General features: G+C 45.0%; 13 protein-coding genes. 8 read left to right on the forward strand and 5 right to left on the reverse strand.

Features of this window, described 5'->3' with window-relative positions:
* Nucleotides 1-567: 567 nt before the first annotated feature.
* On the reverse strand, nucleotides 568-2,886 hold the full coding sequence (locus QUA97_RS13155) for a tetratricopeptide repeat protein (protein ID WP_333194843.1): 2,319 nt from the start codon (nucleotides 2,884-2,886) through the stop codon (nucleotides 568-570).
* A gap of 453 nt (nucleotides 2,887-3,339) precedes the next feature.
* Here QUA97_RS13155 and QUA97_RS13160 point away from each other — a divergent pair, with 453 nt between their 5' ends.
* Entirely contained in the window at nucleotides 3,340-6,846 is a 3,507-nt protein-coding gene (locus tag QUA97_RS13160; protein WP_333194872.1) for a glycosyltransferase, read from the forward strand.
* A gap of 213 nt (nucleotides 6,847-7,059) precedes the next feature.
* Nucleotides 7,060-8,388 carry a GH39 family glycosyl hydrolase gene (locus tag QUA97_RS13165; protein ID WP_194069468.1) on the forward strand — a complete coding sequence of 443 codons (1,329 nt, stop codon included), beginning with the start codon at nucleotides 7,060-7,062 and terminating at the stop codon, nucleotides 8,386-8,388.
* Between the two features lie 132 nt (nucleotides 8,389-8,520).
* On the opposite strand, the gene QUA97_RS13170 is transcribed toward QUA97_RS13165, so the two are convergent.
* The gene (locus QUA97_RS13170) at nucleotides 8,521-8,820 is read right to left on the reverse strand and encodes a contact-dependent growth inhibition system immunity protein (protein WP_194069467.1); all 300 of its coding nucleotides are present in this window, start codon (nucleotides 8,818-8,820) and stop codon (nucleotides 8,521-8,523) included.
* Entirely contained in the window at nucleotides 8,817-9,356 is a 540-nt protein-coding gene (locus QUA97_RS13175) for an RNase A-like domain-containing protein (protein WP_333194844.1), read from the reverse strand. The genes QUA97_RS13170 and QUA97_RS13175 overlap by 4 nt, the downstream gene beginning before the upstream one ends.
* 309 nt (nucleotides 9,357-9,665) lie before the next feature.
* On the opposite strand from QUA97_RS13175, the gene rfbF reads away from it, so the two are divergent.
* From rfbF to QUA97_RS13200, 5 genes are all read left to right on the forward strand, one after another.
* Complete coding sequence (gene rfbF / locus QUA97_RS13180; RefSeq protein ID WP_194069465.1) at nucleotides 9,666-10,442, forward strand: glucose-1-phosphate cytidylyltransferase; 777 nt, start codon at nucleotides 9,666-9,668, stop codon at nucleotides 10,440-10,442.
* 273 nt (nucleotides 10,443-10,715) lie between these two features.
* The gene (locus QUA97_RS13185; RefSeq protein ID WP_333194845.1) at nucleotides 10,716-11,798 is read left to right on the forward strand and encodes an acyl-CoA dehydrogenase family protein; all 1,083 of its coding nucleotides are present in this window, start codon (nucleotides 10,716-10,718) and stop codon (nucleotides 11,796-11,798) included.
* 111 nt (nucleotides 11,799-11,909) lie between these two features.
* A complete protein-coding gene (locus QUA97_RS13190; RefSeq protein ID WP_194069463.1) occupies nucleotides 11,910-12,641 on the forward strand; it encodes a cyclase family protein in 732 nt (243 codons plus the stop codon).
* Nucleotides 12,642-12,790: 149 nt separating this feature from the next.
* The gene (locus QUA97_RS13195; RefSeq protein ID WP_194069462.1) at nucleotides 12,791-13,537 is read left to right on the forward strand and encodes a DUF1995 family protein; all 747 of its coding nucleotides are present in this window, start codon (nucleotides 12,791-12,793) and stop codon (nucleotides 13,535-13,537) included.
* Between the two features lie 455 nt (nucleotides 13,538-13,992).
* The gene (locus tag QUA97_RS13200) at nucleotides 13,993-14,760 is read left to right on the forward strand and encodes a metallophosphoesterase family protein (RefSeq protein ID WP_194069461.1); all 768 of its coding nucleotides are present in this window, start codon (nucleotides 13,993-13,995) and stop codon (nucleotides 14,758-14,760) included.
* Nucleotides 14,761-14,948: 188 nt separating this feature from the next.
* Here the strand turns inward: QUA97_RS13200 and QUA97_RS13205 are convergent, their stop codons facing one another.
* Entirely contained in the window at nucleotides 14,949-15,803 is an 855-nt protein-coding gene (locus QUA97_RS13205) for a M48 family metallopeptidase (protein WP_194069459.1), read from the reverse strand.
* A 584-nt stretch (nucleotides 15,804-16,387) separates the two neighbouring features.
* Here QUA97_RS13205 and QUA97_RS13210 point away from each other — a divergent pair.
* On the forward strand, nucleotides 16,388-16,915 hold the full coding sequence (locus tag QUA97_RS13210) for a DUF4330 domain-containing protein (protein WP_194011245.1): 528 nt from the start codon (nucleotides 16,388-16,390) through the stop codon (nucleotides 16,913-16,915).
* 293 nt (nucleotides 16,916-17,208) lie between these two features.
* Here QUA97_RS13210 and QUA97_RS13215 read toward each other — a convergent pair whose 3' ends face one another.
* The gene (locus tag QUA97_RS13215; RefSeq protein WP_194066871.1) at nucleotides 17,209-18,114 is read right to left on the reverse strand and encodes an alpha/beta fold hydrolase; all 906 of its coding nucleotides are present in this window, start codon (nucleotides 18,112-18,114) and stop codon (nucleotides 17,209-17,211) included.
* Nucleotides 18,115-18,447: the final 333 nt, after the last annotated feature.

Genomic DNA, 18,447 nt, shown 5'->3' on the forward strand with positions numbered 1-18,447 from the left:
TATTGGTTATTGGTTATTGGTTATTGGTTATTGGTTATTGGTTATTGGTTATTGGTTATTGGTTATTGGTTATTGGTGATATCGTGTCCGATGGATTGAAAACAATAAGATTGGATCGCACGCGCGATCCGTTTTTGTTGTGGTAAGCGATCGGACATGATATCATCAGTCATCAGGAAGAAGGAAGTTCGGCAACGAGCAATGTACGGGATGTAACGGATGTAACCGATGTAACCGATGTAAGTCCGTCGGAAGAAGGAAGAAGGAAGTTCGGCAACGGATTATGTAGCGGATGTAACGGATGTAACGGATGTAAGTCCATCGGAAGAAGGAAGAAGAAAAAAATAAAAGGAACAGGAAAGCAGGAAGAATTAAGTTTTGAGGAATGTTTTCAGTAATTAAGAAATTTCTCACCATCTTGGGGTGGCTACACTTATTTTTTTACTCAGACAAAACAAACGATTTCTTAGTAAGAATATTGGATAAATCAAACGAATAATTCGCTCATAAACCAGTTTTTTAGCGGTTTGCTTTGTGCAATTACTGTGAGTCTTCGTTTGCCAATCTTCAAACCTCCAGTAGCAGAGTCAAAGCGTTATTGTACCAAGTCAATCCTTTATTTAAAACCTTAAATCCAGCTACTTTGCACATAGATTCTAAAGCAGAAGCTGTAGGCAACCACCACCACGGCCCAAAGTCGTTGATGTCAAAAACTGCTTTCTCAATTACTCCAAGAATTGGTGTGCCGTAGGTGTATTGCTGCCAGTAAGCTGCTAATATAGAGCGTTCGGATTCGCTCAAAGCGGGAATGAATATTACCCCAGAAGCTGGAATTTCGTAGCGCCCCCGCTCGTTTTCTATAACTTCTTGGGTTATAGCTGAAGTTAAGATTAAATACTGCCCTGTTATTTGACGCAAGCTGATTAAAATTTGCAAAGGGTGGGGGTGATGGTACAAAACTCCTGCACAGTGGACTACACCGTAAGGTTCGCCAATTTCTGCGGGCTGAATCTGAGTTATATCTCGACTGATACAATTATAATTAGCAATATTTAAACTTGCCATGCGATCGCGAAAATCTTGCCAAATTTCTTGTGATGTGGGGGTGACATCAATCATTGTTAGAGAAACTGCACCGTATTTGCTTGCTACAGATACTTTTTCGTTGACGGTTCCCCACAAGCCGCCGACTTCTGCAAAAGTCTGATTTTTGACGACTCGGGCAATGTAGCGATCGCGAATATCGTCAATTTCCAACTCTAATAATAAACTGCGATCGCCACTTTGATGTTTTCGATCCAATATTTCCGCTAATTTTGCGGATATTGCTGCATCTTCCGGCCGCATTTCTAATGCCATCAAGTACAAAACAATCGCTGCATCAAGCCGATCGCCATCAACAAACTTTTGGGCGGTTTCGCAGTAAAATTCTGGAGAGTGCAGCGGTTGCAATTCGTGGTGATAGTAGCTGGTTGCGGAGTCTAAATTGGCTGGAGTTCTTTCGCTCAAAGCGGCGGCTAACTTGGCGTAAATTTTCGGGAGAGAAGGCTCGATTTGTAAGGCACAAAGGTAAGCAGAAACAGCCTTATTCCAGTCGTGCATTTCAGTCAAAGCATCGCCTAGATTGTAATAAGACCAAGCAAAATTTGGGTTGAGTTCAATGGCACGCTCATAAGCTGTAGCGGCTGCTTTCCACTGCTGGGTTTTCAACAGCGCTTCTCCTAAATTGTGGTAAGTCCAAAAAAAATCTGGATTGAGTTCGATCGCCCGCTGGTAGGCGAAGGTTGCCGCCAACCAATCCTGAAGTTTAACTAAAGTCAAAGCTAAATTATAATGAGACCAAAAAAAATCGGAATTAAGGGCGATCGCGCTTTCGTAGGCTGTGGCAGCTTCCGACCATTTTTCTAGTTGAAAAAGCGCCTCTCCCAACTTGTGAAAAAAGCCAGAACAATTCGGATCTAAGTCAACAGCCTGCTGGTAGGCTGCGGCGGATTCCGACCATTTTTCTAATTTGCCGCAAGCTTCACCGATGCTGTAGTAAGACCAAGAAAAATCCGGGTTAATTTCAACAGCAGTGCGGTAGACAATTAAAGCTTCTTGCCATTGCTCTAGCTCTAGCAAAACTGCGCCTAAATTAAAGTAACACCAAAATGAATTCGGATTCAATTCAATACTTTCGCGATAGGCTTTTTCTGCTTCGTTCCAGAGTTTTTTCTCTTGAAAGACTCTTCCGAGTTTGTAATGAAATTCCGAAATATCTGGTTGAATTTTAATAGCTTGACGGTAGCTCAAAATAGCTTCATCCCACTGTTTTAGCTCGCTGGCTGCTTCGGCTAATTGGCAGTAAGCTTCGCAAAAACTAGGGTTTAAATAAATAGTGCGACGATAGCAAATTATGGCTTTTTGAATTTTATTTTGCGCTAATAAAATGTTACCTAAATCTAGATATTCTGAGGCTACTTCTATCGGTTCCACCATGAGTGCTTGATAGGAGCAGTCTGCTGCTTTTTCTGGTTGACCGAGTTGGGTAAATATGCGGCTCAAATTGCGGTAAAATCCTGCACAGTCGGGTTGCAGGGAGATAGCTTTTTGGTAAAAGGCGATCGCCTCTTGCCACTGTTGCAAACTAGCGCTGAGCGTGCCGAGGTTAGCAAAAGCTTCGGCAAAATCGGGTTTGTGGGCGATCGCAACTTTATACCAATACTTTGCGTCTTCTAGATTGCCCTGAGCTTGCAGCGCCTTCCCTAGGGTTTTGCAAGTCTCGGCAGAATCGGGGTGCGATGCGAGAATTTGGTGGCAAAGTGCGATCGCCTCCTCCAACTTCCCAAAAGCTAAATATATTTCTGCCTGTTGTTGCAAATCAAGCGCTGCTGTTTCTGAATTCACTTACCGCGTTCCTGTTGAGTAATAATGACCTGTATGATTGTAGAGCAAAACCTGTCTAATTTCCAGATTGTACACAGACATCTGCTTTACTGTAAATACCGGAGCGCCTGCTGGGCATTTGTGCGATCGAACTTTAAGTGAATTTGCACAAAAGTAGAAGAAAAACCAATTTAGATTACACTAAAATAGCAACCAGTTAAGTAAATTCACTTAATCAAACGCCAAATACGGATCGCGATCGATATTGTGATGTATTTTTTCTTCCTGCTTGCCTCTTCCTGATGACCAATAACCAATAACTAATCACCAATGACTAATCACCAATGACTAATAAAGTTCGCGAGCGGGGACGTTCGCGCTAATGACCAATGACCAATGACCAATGACTAATGACTAATGACCAATGACTAATGACCAATGACTTCTTCCTTATACTTAACAGCGAATCAAATAATGTCAACAGTTAATCAAACACCGCTAGTCAGCGTAATTATACCAGCATATAATGGCGATCGCTACATCGCGCAAGCAGTAGAAAGTGTCCTAGCGCAAACTTTTACAAATTTGGAAATTATCGTTGTAGACGACGGTTCCACAGATGAGACACATCAGGTATTGCAGCCTTATCTGGACAAAATTCGCTATGTATATCAAGAAAATCGAGGAGTAGCAGCCGCCCGCAACCGAGGAATTCAGGAAGCAAAAGGCGAATTTATAGCATTTTTAGATCAAGATGACTTCTTTGAACCCGATAAATTAGCCGCACAAATAGCACTGTTTCGCTCCTCACCATCCTTAGGAATTGTCAACAGTGGCTGGCGTTTAGTTAACGAGCAAGGCGACGCAATTTCCGACATCACACCTTGGCTGTATTTCCCCAAATTAAACTTAGAAACTTGGATAGTACAAATGCCCGTACTTCCCAGCGCCATGATGTTTTCGCGCCAGTGGCTGGAAATTGCCGGCGGGTTTAACTCAGAGTTTGATTCAGTAGACGATTCAGATTTAGTGCTGCGTTTAGCAGTGCTGGGTTGCGAAGCAGCTTGGCTCCCTCAAATCACAGTATCCTACCGCCAGCACGACAAAAATGTATCAATCAAAAAAGCCCTGAAACAAGCAAATCTTTTTATTACCTTAAAACAGCAATTTTTCGCCAAACCCGATTTGCCGCAGCACATCCGCGAATTAGAAAATCCGGCTTTATACGAAGCATTGACTTGGATGGCGTGGCAATTGTACTATAGTAACTATCCAGTTGAGGCGGTTGATTTTTTTCAAAAATCTCTCCGCTACAGTCCCTATCCAGCAAAAAAAACAGTCACAAATTGGCTCCAACGTCTGGCTTCTATTGCCCTAGTTTACCGACGTACAATCGACTTTGAAATATTAAGAAATTTATCGGACTGGAAAAAGTTAATGGCTAGCATACTTTCCTCAAAAACACCCAGAGTCAGCGTCATTATCCCGGCATACAACTGCGAACGCTACATTGTGAATGCCTTAGAAAGCGCGATCGATCAAACTTACCAAGACTGGGAAATCATAGTCGTAGACGACGGTTCTACAGACAACACTCGCCAAGTTTTAGATGCTTACCGCGATGTAATTCAGTACGTCTATCAGGAAAATCAAGGCGCAGCAATAGCTCGGAATCGCGCTTGCGAGATTGCCAAAGGCGAATTCTTAGCTTTTCTGGATGCTGACGACTTTTTTCTGCCAGAAAAACTTGCCAAACAAATTGCTTGTTTTGAAGCTGACCCCTCTTTAGGGATGGTACAAAACGGCTGGTTGATGGTTGATGAAACCGGAAAAGATATCTACGCATCCGTCCCTTGGGAAGACTCGCCCAACTTAGATTTAGAAACCTTTGTTCTATACAAAAGCGTGCGTCCCAGCGCCATGATGCTGCGGCGCGAGTGGTGGGAACGTCTGGGCGGTTTTGACCCTCGCTTTCCGCCAACCGAAGATTTAGATTTTGCTTTGCGTTTGACTTTAAAAGGCTGCAAATGTGCTTGGTTGAAAGAGGTATTAACCTGCTACCGCCAGCACGATAAAAATTTGATGTCCGGCGGGCAAAAAGTGATGAAAAGTATGGAAATTGTGATGGAGCAATTTTTCGCCAGACCCGATTTGCCCGATCGCATTCGCAAATTAAAAAAGGCAGAACGTTACAAATGTTTAGTGTGGATAGCGTGGCGGATGTACCGCGACGGATATTTGGCAGAGATGGTCGAGTGCCTGCAAAAATCGCTGTACTATACTTCTTTTACTGGCTCCGAAACTGTTTTCAAATGGTTGGAAACTTTTAGAGTTTCTTCGGAAGAATACAGCAATAGTTTTGATGCTTATGCCTTGACCAATTTACCTGAATGGCAAGACGTAGTTGTAGAGGCTGTCAACAATACCTATCAATTTAAATCAGTGCCCAGTTCAAGTTCCCGTCAATTGGGAAGGCACGTACTCCTGTACGCAGAAGACCACGGAATCGGCGGTTTAGCGCAATTCAACCACTCGCTGCTTTGCAAATTAGCAGCCGACGGCTACCGAGTTACTAGCGTACAAACTAAAACTTCTAATCCTTTAATTACCGAACAGCAGCAGCTAGGGATCGAGCATATTTGGCTGGAGTTCGACACAATGAAGGAGTTTTTGCGAATTGCTTACAATTGTGCGGATGCTGAAAGAATTTACGCGGAAGCTCAACCGGATTTAATTATCTTTAGTGATGGCTGGCCGATCGCAAATTTTGCTGCAAAACAAGTGGCGATTAAGCAAAACATACCTTATGTAATTACTCTCGGTTATATCGATCGCACTTATCAACATTTCAACCGTGGCGATCGAGTTCCCTATTTCGATGCAGTCGCCTATCAGTACGATTTAGCCAAATCCGTCATCGCTGTTTCCCACGAAAATTTAAACTTGTTCAAGAGTTTGTTTAAAACACCTCTGGAACGGGGAAAGGTTATTTATTACGGCAGGCCGGACAGTTATTTTGAACCGCCCAATCTTTCCAACCGCCAGCGCTTGCGCCGAGAACAAGGCATCCCGGAAGAAGCTGTGGTTTGTTTCACGGCGGCGAGACTGACTCCAATTAAAGGATATCAGTATCAATTGCAGGCGATCGCCCAACTGAAAAATCTGCCAATTTGGCCGCAGCTATACTTTGTGTGGGCCGGCCCCGGTTCTACCACTCACGACAATATGGAGCCGGAATTGAGAGCAACTGTTAGCGAATTAGGAGTCACCGAACAAGTTAAATTCTTAGGACAGCGGTGGGATATTGCCGATTGGTTGGACGCCAGCGACATCTTTATTTTATCTTCCGAATCCGAAGGAATGCCGCTAGCAATTATGGAAGCAATGGCGAAAGAACTGCCCGTAATTGCTACAGCAGTCAGCGGTATTCCCGAAGAGTTGGGAGACACCGGAAAGTTAATCGCCGATCCCAAAATTGACCCGAAACAGACAGCGCGAGAGTTAGCAGAAACGATAGAACTCTGGGCGCAAAACCCCGAATTGCGGAGGCTTGCAGGACAAGCTTGCAAATTGCGGGCTGCAGAAATGTTCAAGGAAGAACGGATGCTTGGGGAATACGCAGAAGTTATCGCAGAAGTCTTATCTGCTAGCAGCAATCGAGATAAATTTGCGGTAGCCCCCAAAGTCCAAAAGCAGATTCAGCAAGTTGACAGTATGCTCAATTACTATTATCTAGTATGGCAGGCATGGCAAGCTTTCGATCGCGGAGATATGTCCGGGATGGCGGAGAAGTTGCAGTTATCATGGAAATGTACGCCGCTGTTTACAACGGAAACTATTTTGAGCTGGATCACGAATTTTGTGACACTATCTGCCGAAAAGGGCGTTAAACTTGATACTCGCTCGCTAGTTGATTCTGAAGCTTGGCAAGAATTGATAGCATCAATCCAGGGTTTTGAAGTTGCCTTGTCTGTTCGTTAAGACTTTGTGCGTTCCCATTTCTAAAAAATGGTTCGCAGTAAGGAATGCAAGTCCTTGTTAGTTGGTAGTAATAACTTGCATTCTTTCTTGGCTTGTGGTAAAAAATGCCAGTCTTTCTTATCTAAAATCTTTGAGGAAGGACTAAAGTTCTCACTACAAACTTACTAAGGTTTGTCATTGCTTCCTGTTGTTCACTTCGCCAGCCAATACAATATGCAATTCACCTTCAAGTTCAAACCTATTAACAAGCTGCTGCCAATTTGCTTGGCGGTGGTAACTATGCTGTTAATCGCCTATTTTGGGCAGCAAAGAGCGATCGCCCAAATGCGATCGAACATCACAGTAGATTTTGGCCAACCAGCCGTCGGTATAACGTCCATGAGCGGCATCTTGCACGGCATCGACCCCAGCAAGCCCCCAGACAACTTAATCAAACCCTTGCAGCCGAAGCTGTGGCGCGCGGGAAGGCTCGACATTTACGATCGAGTAATCGCCAGCGGAGCCGAATTTCAACTATTAGTTAGCGACCTCTGGGGCTACGGTAGCAATCCCAATGGGTGGCCCTATCAAAACTACCCCGCGTGGGAAGCATTCATCCGACAGTTAGCCCAGCAAAATAAAGGCAAAAAAATTATTTGGGATGTATGGAATGAACCCGATTTAAAAAATCCGTTTTGGAATGGTAGCAGAGAACAATTCTTTGAAACCTACAAAAGAGCTTACAAAATTCTGCGGGAAGAATTGGGGCCAACAGCCGTGATTGGCGGGCCGAGCATCAGCACTTACAACAAAGAATACCTCGCCGCCTTTTTGGATTACTGCAAAGCCAACAAACTAGAAGTAAATTTCCTAGCTTGGCACGAACTCAACGATACGATAATTTTATTTGTGGACGACCACGTAATCGATGCCAAGCGCAATTTTCAACAAAGTCCTTTTTACAAGGAACTGAAACTGCAAAAAATTTACGTTAACGAAATTGTTGGAGAATTAGCTCAATATCAGCCGGGGGAAATTTTAGGTTATTTGTATAACTTGGAGTATGCAAAAGCTGATGGTGCTTGTAGGGCTTGTTGGGATACAACTGGAGTTCAAAAAGTTAGCAATTGCTTCAATAATACGCTGAGCGGGATGGTTACGCCTAATACTTTTGAGCCTAGGGCCGCTTGGTGGACATACAAAGCTTATGCTGACGGAGTGAATTCACGGGTGCTTAGCCAATCGGATAACGATCGCCTTGTCGCTTTAGCCAGCAAGTCAAATCCAGAAGGTAAAGCACAGGTACTTTTAGGTTATTTCGACCGCAATTATTCCTCGGCCACAACGGTAACATTAAGCCTCGGAAATTTGGAGCAGCTAGGTATTCAAAAGGGTCAGAAAATTACTCTAAAGTTAGAAAAAATTCCCAACAATCAAGAAGGATCGGTGCAGAAGCTTGTCACGGTTAAAGAAGAAAACTTGTCGGTGGGTAGCGGCAGCTTGGCTTATGTTATCCCTAATTTCAACGTCCATGAAGGCTACTTATTGACGGTTAGCAAGTGATATAGTTTCTGGTTGCACCGGAATTATATAGAGGACACGGCAGTGCCGTGTCCCTACCGCGATTAATTGTAGGGACACGGCAGTGCCGTGTCCCTACAAATATATAGCCGTGTCCTTACAAAGATATAGAGTTTAGCTGGGATTTTTCAAAGATTTTTGCACTGATTCCAGCCATTCTCTGACTGTTTGATTTTCCGATTGTGGGTCATAGTAACAGCCTAATTCATCGAGGATGAATGTTTCTAAGTCGGCTGGGGCGATCGGCATTTCTAGCAGTTTGCTAAGCTCTTGCGATGCGGCTTCAACCGTTTCGCGCGGTTCGCTGCTGCGGTAGTTGTTCACTACATCGCTGGGAGTCTCAGCTTCTAGCGGCCAGTCTTGGTGAAAGTAGGAACTGAAAAATTGGGTTAAATTAGGAAATTGATCGATCATTCGGGATAAGCTGTGAGAATAAAGTATCCGGGAGGTAATTTGGCACTGCGCTGGAGGACTATTTTCAGGCGAGATGCTGAAGTTGCTTTCGATGCGCGGCGGCGCAAAGTAATGCCAATTATTCTGTTGGCGTTATAGTCGATCGTATAACGATTTCCTCGACTTTTAACCCAGGAGTCGATCGCACTTTGGTTTCTGTTCATTGCTTCCGCAATGGCCGATTCGGCGACGGAACGGTCAGTAAAGGAAGATGCAGCAGAAATTCTCGTTTCGCTTGCGAGTCGCTGTGCTAGTTGTGCTTCTGTTTTGCCAACGTGTCTCTCTAAAGTATGTCCTCCTGCGGCTTCGTGAACATCCAATCCGCCGCCCGGTATGCTAGGAACAAAAGCTACGGTGGTTTGTGGTATGCTGGAAATTTCCGACCCAATAACCGTGGCGTAAACATCAGGTATTGCCGATTGGAATAAGATTGTTATTGAGGCGATCGCGCCTATGATACCTAAAAACTGTTTGAGGCGATCGAATTTAGTTCTCATTGCTGTTTTTTATGTTCATTTTCAGATTTATATACTATTTTTTGTCTGTTTCATAGTTTACCATTAGTGAGTTAAAGATTGCGCGCAGCATTTTAATATACGGTGCGCGGTGCATCGCCCTAGAATTACTGCGATGGCGATTATTCATAAATTTAAGGTGAGGGGTACTTACCCTAGAATTATTGAGCATAGGGGATGATTTCTGCGCTTCACAAAGCTTCACTAACCATGACAAAATGTTAATAATTATTTTAAAAAATACAAATAATTGATGATACATTAATTGATGAGCTTTCAAAAGGTGGAAAAATGCAAGTAGTTATCCTCGCTGGCGGCCTCGGTACTCGTCTCAGAGAAGAAACAGAATTTCGTCCAAAACCTTTAGTTGATGTCGGCGGGCGTCCGATTATTTGGCACATCATGAAAATCTATGCCTACTATGGCTTCCAAAACTTCATTGTGTGCTTGGGCTATCGCGGAAACATGATTAAGGAATATTTCCTCAATTATGAAGCCATGAACAATGACTTTACTGTCTGTCTGGGACGCAAAAATAGCATTACCTATCATGAGGAACATCGCGAACAAGATTTTAATGTAACGCTGGCTGACACTGGCGCAGAAAGCTTGACGGGAGGACGGGTGAAACGGATCGAAAAATATATCGATGACGAGAATTTCATGGTGACATATGGTGATGGAGTTGCTGATGTCAATATTGATCAATTGATGGAGTTTCACAAGTCTCACGGGAAGCTAGCAACTGTGACTACATTTCGCCCGATTTCGCGCTTTGGAATTTTGGATGTAGACAGCGATAGCCGCGTAGTAGAATTTACTGAAAAACCTCAAATAGACGGTTGGATTAGTGTTGGATATATTGTGTTTAACCGCCGGGTATTTGAGTATTTGGGTGGGGATGATTGTGTTTTAGAACAGGAGCCGATGCAGCGTTTGGCGGCAGAGGGACAGTTGATGGCTTACCGTCACGAGGGCTTTTTCTTTGCAATGGATACTTACCGAGAATACAAGTATTTAAACGAACTTTGGGATGAAGGGAAGGCTCCTTGGAAAGTGTGGAAATAAGTTATAGAATTTCTCAGAAAGATGAGGTACTCTCGTGGGCATTGGGCATTGGGCGGAGCGAAGCGGAGGGATTGGGCATACCTCACAACGTTTGAGAACCGCTATATACTAAATCCGGGTTTGGGCTCCCCTTTATGAACCAATCGGTGCCGACATCGTTTGACTTTCTGGCGGTTGAAACCGCCGAATCATAAAAGGGGTGGCTCATATTTTGTATTAGTTGTGGGGCTTTCCGAAATAATAGTAATGCCAATTTTAAAACAATCATAAAAAATGGATTTTCAAGAAATTCTCCACAGCACAAAAAGTTATCTTAAAGAGTGTGTTGTGCCCCGCGCCGAAGTTATCGACGGTGACTCGGAAGCGCTGAAAATAGCAGTTGCTGGGTTGGAAAGTCGATCGCTCTTAGCGTTGCGAGTTCCCCAAAAATGGGGCGGTGCGGACATTCCACCGGAGCTTTTTTACGAATATCAGGAATTGACGGCTCGATATTCTGGGGCTTTGGGTTTCCTGCAAACTCAGCACCACAGCGCAACTGCGATGATTGCCAGCAGTGACAATGAAATGCTAAAAAGTAGATACTTGGGCGCGATCGTCCAAAAAGAGTTACGCTTAGGTGTTGGGTTTTCGCATTTAAGGCGATCCTCTTCGAGGGCTTCGCTAACGGGTAATCCGGCTGTCACCGCAACTCCCACAAAGGATGGCTATTTACTGTCGGGGAATATTCCTTGGATTACAGGTTTTGGCTTGTTTCAAAAGTTTATTGTGGCTGCGCTACTTCCAGACAATCGCGCGGTTTTTGGTGTGCTACCTTTTGCCAATATCGATCGTGAATATGGTAAAATAGCTGTCAGCGAAATCATGCAGTTAATCGCCATGAACTCGACTAATACTGTGACAGCAACTCTCGATAATTGGTTGCTGCATGAATCGGAAATAATTTCGGTTAAACCTGTCGGGTGGATAGCCGAAAACGACAGCAAAAATATCCTGAATTCTGTGCCGGCTACTTTTGGCTGTATTCGAGCGGGATTGGATGTAATTGCAACAGTGGCGACTGCTAAAGATTCGCCTGTGATGGCGACGACTTGCCAAAAATTGGAGCAAAAGCTCGATCGGCTAAAACAGAATTTCCGACAATCTCAACATAGCTCAAAAGCAGAACAATTAGCGCTCCGAGCCGCAGCCATTGACTTAGCGGTGCGTTGCGGGCACGCAGCAGTTGTAGTTTCCGGCGGTGCGGCTAACGGTATCCAGCACCCCGCCGGGAGAGTTTATCGAGAAGCTTTGGTGTATACTGTTTCCGGGCAAACCAAGGACGTGATAGAAGCTGCGCTCGATCGAATTGTCAGCTAGCTTTTAGTCCGCTAGCAGTGGACTTCGCTTGACAAGGAGCGGTTTCAACCGCCGATTCATTTGTGCTTGACAAGGAGCGCTTTCAACCGCCGAAATTCTTCATTTTTGCCGATGACAAACAACTTTAACTCAAACAATTTAAAAACGATCGCCTACAGACAAATTATCGACTTAACCCATGCAATTCATCCAAATATTCCCATCTGGCCCGGAGATCCGGCGATCGCATTTGAAACCGTATCTCAAATAGAAAAACACGGCTATTTCCTGCGAAAAATTTCAATAGGAGAACACAGCGGCACTCACATCAACGCACCCAACAGCTTCGATCCAGCCGGCGCAAGCATTGATAGTTATGCGCCACAGTCGCTAGTTTCGCCCGCAATTGCGATCGACATCCGCGAGGCAACTGTTGCCAATCCAGACTACACTTTAACTGTAAGTGATATATTAAATTGGGAACAACAGCACAAACTTATAGAACCGGGAAATCTAGTTTTATTGTATACTGGATGGCAAGAAAAATGGGATAACAAGCAAGCATTTTTCAATCCCGATGCAGACGGAATTTGCCACTTTCCCGGATTTGGCAAAGCAGCAACTCAATTTTTGCTGGAAGAACGCTCAGTCGCCGGAATAGGAACCGATACCCACGGAGTAGATCCGGGACAAGATGAAAGTTTTGCGGTTAACAAAATGGTGTTGGGAAACCAGCGAATAGTGCTGGAAAATCTAGCAAATCTCCACTTGTTACCTGCTGCCGACATCACTTTGGTTATCGGAATATTACGTTTGTTGGGAGGCTCAGGCTCGCCCGTGTCAGTGTTAGCTTTTGTAGCTTAAACGCTTGCACATTTAAAGTGTTTGTTGGGGCGAGTCTGAAGCGCACCTCACTCATGGTTGCATGATTGTTTGATATAAAATGTTAGTGTTGATTAGCTTATTGCGGTAAAATTAAAGTGAGAGAAGTCGAGTAAAAATAATTAAGATTGATGACAGAACTGCCAAAGGATCTCAACGAGGCGATCGCCCAATCGCGCATTGCAACAGCCGCCGCCCTCTCGGACGGCAAAAATCTCCTGCAAGTCGAATTAGTATTTCCCGAAATAGCACTGCAAGCACAGTCTATCGCCCAACAATTTCTCCCAGAATTTGAGGAAATTCACTCTGGAGTCAAAGTCTTTTTTCCCGATACTGGTGCGGCGGCCCTCGCCCGTCGCGACTGGGGAGAAACACTGTTTAAAGTGACTGATTTGGGTAGCAGCCGCACCCCTATTGAAGAGAAAATAGCACCGGAAGACGAACTATTTTTGTTAGTGAATCCGGCGGCGGTAGAAGTGGCGCAAGTCGAAAAACTCTACTTAGCGACGGGGGGTCGCCCGGTAATTATACTCAACCCGCGACTCGAAGATGTTGCTACTATAGGGATAGGCTATGCAGCCCGCCAATTGCGCGATCGATTCCTCAACAAAATCGAATCCTCCTACTACATCAGGCCTCTAGACAATGCGGCTTTATTCCGCTGTTATCCGCAACCCTGGCAAGTTTGGCTGGAAACAAATGACGAATACGAACTAATTTCTGAAACCGCCCAAAAACCCGTCGGAGACGATTTAGAGCGGATTTTAAACAAAGCTTTGGGAACCGTCGATCCAAATTCCAACGCACCTGTTAAACCGCTAAAAAAGAAAAGTTTTTTGGCAGAACTTCAGACTTTTCTCAAAGCTTTGACTCAGTGAGATTTGTTAACGCTCGATCGTGGTATTGTAGGGTGCGTCAGCTAGGATTATTTTTGATTTATATAGATAGGGCTTCACTGACGCACCCTACAGAAGTGAGTTATTTTTGAGTTGATTTATCGACAAATAACTGTCGAGTAAATCTCAAATCTCAAATCTCAAACTCGTACTGAGCGAAGTCGAAGTATCTCAAATCTAAAACTCGTACGCTCGCGAAGTCGAAGTATCTAAAATAGATTGACTCAATAATAACAGTTGCAGAAACGCAATGAAAAGCTTGCCAGTTTTGCTATCTGTAGCAAGACAAACAGATATTAGGGAAAATTACTGAATCTCGATCGCAAGGACTATAATGGGTGAGACCCCTCCTCCCTAAAGAATGAAGGAAATAGCATCAAAATCAGATGGTATAAGCAAGTAATTGGGGTTTTGAGTCAGGGAAGCGGATAAACACAGTGGAGTACCGACGCATTGTTATCGGGGACGTACACGGGCATTACGACGGCTTAATGCTCTTGCTAGAGGCACTTGCCCCGAGCTTGAAGGATCGCGTTTATTTTTTGGGAGATTTAATCGATCGCGGGCCCAAAAGCGCTCAGGTATTAGATTTTGTGCAGCACAGCCCCTACCAAACTCTGCTGGGAAACCACGAACAACTAATGCTGGAGGCTTTGTCGGGGCCGCAGGTGGATATGCGGGCGTGGCAATTTTGGATGTACAGTGGCGGGGAGGCGACAGTCGCCAGCTACAAAGAGACAGGGATGATGCCGTACAAACACTTAGATTGGCTGCGATCGCTCCCTACGTACATTGACTTAGGCGATATCTGGCTGGTACACGCGGGCGTGCATCCGGCTATGCCAATTAACGAACAGTCTAGCGAACAACTCTGCTGGATTCGCAAAGAATTTCACACGATATCGAAACCGTATTTTCCCAACAAATTAATTATTACCGGTCACACGATCACTTTTACCTTTGAGGGTGTGAGGCCTGGGGAATTAGTCAGGGGCCAAGGGTGGTTGGATATTGACACGGGTGCTTATCATCCCAAAAGCGGCTGGCTGACTGGATTTGACCTCAACTACCGCAGAGTTTATCAAGTAAATGTGTTTAACAATCAAGTCCGAATTGTGCCGTTTGACGAAGTTGTCCGACAATTGAAGCCACAGATTACATTCCCGAAAAGTCAGATTAACCCTGTTGTTCAGCAGCAGGGTTAAATTAAGTTGTAGGGTGCGTTAGTTTGAGTTTGATCGACAAAATCGAAATTCACTTGTTTCTAACGCACTCTACCAAATAGATTTGTTTTTTAACGAACCGCGAAGACGCAAAGATCGCTAAGTAAGAAAAGAGAAGAGAAGAGAAGAGAAGAGAAGAGAAGAGTTCGCCTTTGACAATTAGAGAATTGCTAGGAAGATCGCAAAAATCGCCGGATTTCCAGCTTGTAAGCCGCATTGTTCAAACCTTCACCGCTAGCCAGATCCGGATCGATCGCTTGAGAAATAGCGGCAATCCGATCGCTCGTAGCCGGGTGTGTGCTCAAAATACTCGGTGGAGAAGACTGATTGAGCAACTTTTTCATAAAATCAACCATCCCAGATTGAGCGTAGCCGGCTCGCCCCATAGTTTCCAATCCCAACTGATCCGCCTCGTACTCAGCTTGGCGGCTGTGGGGGCGGCGCAAAGCCAACTCGACACCAATCTGCACCGCCGCAGAGCGATCGAGCCCTGTCGCCGAAGCTACACCAGAGGCGATCGCCATTTGACGCATTTGTTTAATGGAGTGGCGAGCACTAATATGCGCGATTTCGTGGGCGATGACACTGGCTAATTCCGCTTCATTATCCGCCGCCGCCATCAAACCCTTATTCACATAAACAAAACCGCCCATAGTCGCAAAAGCATTAATATTGTCGTCATCAATCACCTGAAAAGTATAAGGAATATTAGGGCGAGTGCTTTGCTCTGCCAGCCGTTGACCGATGCGGTTGATATATGCTGTAGCAGCGCGATCTCGGTAAATTTTTACTTCTCCCCCCGCCAACTGCTGATTGATTTGTCCGCCAACAGTCACCTCCTGGCGATCGGACATATTCGACAGTTGAATAACTTGAATCCCCCGAAAAATCAGTTCCGGCAAAGAAAACGCCTGTGTTGGTTCCGGGGAAACCACCCAGATACCCGCAGTCACAATCAGCGACAGAAACAGATAAATCCCCCGGCCACAAGTATGCCGGCAAGTCAACCAAAAACTTTTGAACATAATTGATAAGTGTTAAAGGAAGTCATTAGTCATTGGTCATTAGTCATTAGTCATTGGTCATTAGTCATTAGTCATTGGTCATTAGTCATCAGTTATTAGTGCTGTCCCCCCCGAGCTTTCCGTCCCACCTCATCAGGAAGATGGAAGATGGCTATAAGGGCGAAGCTGAGCGGGTGAAAAGATGAAAGATGGAGATAAGACGGCGGTTGAAACCGGATTTACAACAACAAAGTCCCTCTCTAAGAGACTGAAGAAAATAATGTAATTTCAACCGTCCGTTCTTCAACCGGCGTCGGCAGGTTTTGTTTGACTTTCTGGCGGTTGAAACCGCCCGGTATTCTTTTTTTTTTACGAAAAATTCAAAAGTCACTAAATCGGCAGACGAAATAGAACGCTGCTTAGTTGCTATTTTAACTTGTTGCCAAATTTTAACCACTCTCCCCATCTCCCCACTCTCCCCCTCTTCCCCATCACCCCATCACCCCTCACCGACTCTGTAAGTCCTGCGGATTTTGGGCGATCGTTGTGGTAATATCTTTTGGCTTGTACAGATACTCCTGTCGCTGTCCGTTTATAGGCGATTTATGAAAATTTTAGATTCTCAAGGCCGGCTGTTCGGCAAACTCAGCATTCTAGACGTATGTGCCGCAATGATTGTGCTGCTAGTTGCAGTCGGCATCTTCTTTTTTCCCGGCACATCGGGCGGTTCCGTCGCCCAAGTCGGCGGCGCTAGTGTTAAATCTGTAGAGATTGATGCAATTGCGATCGGACTCAAAGGCACGAACTTCCCAGAGTTGTTCAAAGCTGGCGATAAAATCAACGTAGTTATCCGCAACCAGCCCGCCGGTCAGATTACGATCAAATCCGTCAAAACTATCACCAGAACCCTCGCAGTTCCCCAGCCCAACGGTACTCTCAAAGCTCTCCCCGATCCCCGAGAAGAAGAATCCTTCAGCAGAAATATGATGTTTACCCTAGAAGGAAAAGGTCAAATTACTGACAACGGCCCGGTTTTAGGAAATACGAAGGTTAAAATTGGCACTACCCTAGAACTTGAAGGCAAAAAATACATTTTCAATGCCAGCGTCATCGACGTGCGAGTCAAAGAATAGTCATTAGTCATTAGTCATTAGTCATTAGTCATTAGTCATTAGCATTTCGAGTTCTCCTATGAGGTTCTGTCGGCTTCCGCGCGCATACCTCACAACGCGATCGAACCGCTATAATAGGGAAGGGGGGAAGAGGGAATTCATATTTCTTCTTCCCCCCTTCCGTCTTCCGTCTTCCGTCTTCCGTCTTCCTTCTTTCTTCTTCCTGATGACTTTGTACGGAAAGCTCGGAGGCGACAGCACTAATGACTGATGACTAATGACTAATGACTAATGACTAATGACTAATGACTTCTTCACCCTTGAGAAAGCACCCTTAAATATTGTCGAATTAAGCCAACAGTCACAGCCGGAATTTCCAACTGCGGAGTCAAACCCACATTTTCCAGAGATTGAAAAACTTTGATTGCTTCGGGGTTGAGATTGGCCAATCGCTGGCCGATATCCGGGCTGGTAAACTGCGATTTTTCTCCCCAAATAATCGCTGTCGGCGTTGTTAGCTGAGTGATGTACAGCGACAAATCAAAGCACAAATCTCCCCGCACAAAGGACAGGGCGGCATATTCTGCATTTGGTTCTAAGGCAGATTCGAGGTAAGCATCGACAATTTCTTGGTAGACGCGGCGCGAATCGGCAAATTGGCGCTGTTCTAAGAAGCTGCGAATCCCGCCGTCTGTGGCGATGGCCGTACTGTAGAGCAAACGGTCTAAAATTGGCGTGTTGACTAGCTTAGCGAAGAAACTGCTGCCGTAATCCTGTCCGAAGTCCGACAAACCGCTTGGTGTTGTCAAAATAAGCGATTTGAACAGATCCGGGCGGGCGATCGCCGCTCGAATCGCGATCGCCCCTGTCAGCGAAGAAGCGATCGCATCCGTCGGACTGTCGCAAGTTTTTTCCAGAAATTCAATCAAAGTTGTGATATAATCTTCGACTTGATAATTTCTCGGCGGATGTTCCGATCGCCCCCAACCGATTAAATCCGGTGCTAAAATTCGATATTCCGCTGCAAAAGCCGGATAAACTTTCGACCATTCGTAGGCACTAGACCCGCCCCCAAAACCGTGGAAAAATACCAAATTCGGTTTGTTTTCCGATGCCGGGGCAGACAATTCGAGCCAAGGCATTTTTTCAGCAGTGTAGTACACCATTCTGCCGAGAGAAGTAACTATCGATCGCTGACCGAAGCCGAGGGGCATAAGCATAAATAAACCTCAATCGCTGTTAGATTTTAGCTTTTCCTCCGCAGCCGGGCCTCAATTTAAAATTGTTGCAAAGCTAGCGGAGTTTTTGTAAAGATTAAGTATTGATTTCAATCTATTTTAGTACAAATCAAGCCTGAAACTACGGACAGCAACTAAGTTGTGCGATTTTGGGGACTTTTGCCCTGTAGTTATCTTCACCCTTGCTTGCCTACCGTCGATCGGAGATAATAGCAAAATGATGGGTAAGACCCCTCAAAAGCACCGAGTCGGTTCGCCAAGCTCGAAAGCAGGAGTATTCGATTTCGCTTTTAAACCGACCGCTGGTTTGCTGCC

Origin of the sequence: Microcoleus sp. CZ3-B2 (assembly GCF_036705055.1) — a bacterium.
Classification (GTDB): domain Bacteria; phylum Cyanobacteriota; class Cyanobacteriia; order Cyanobacteriales; family Microcoleaceae; genus Microcoleus.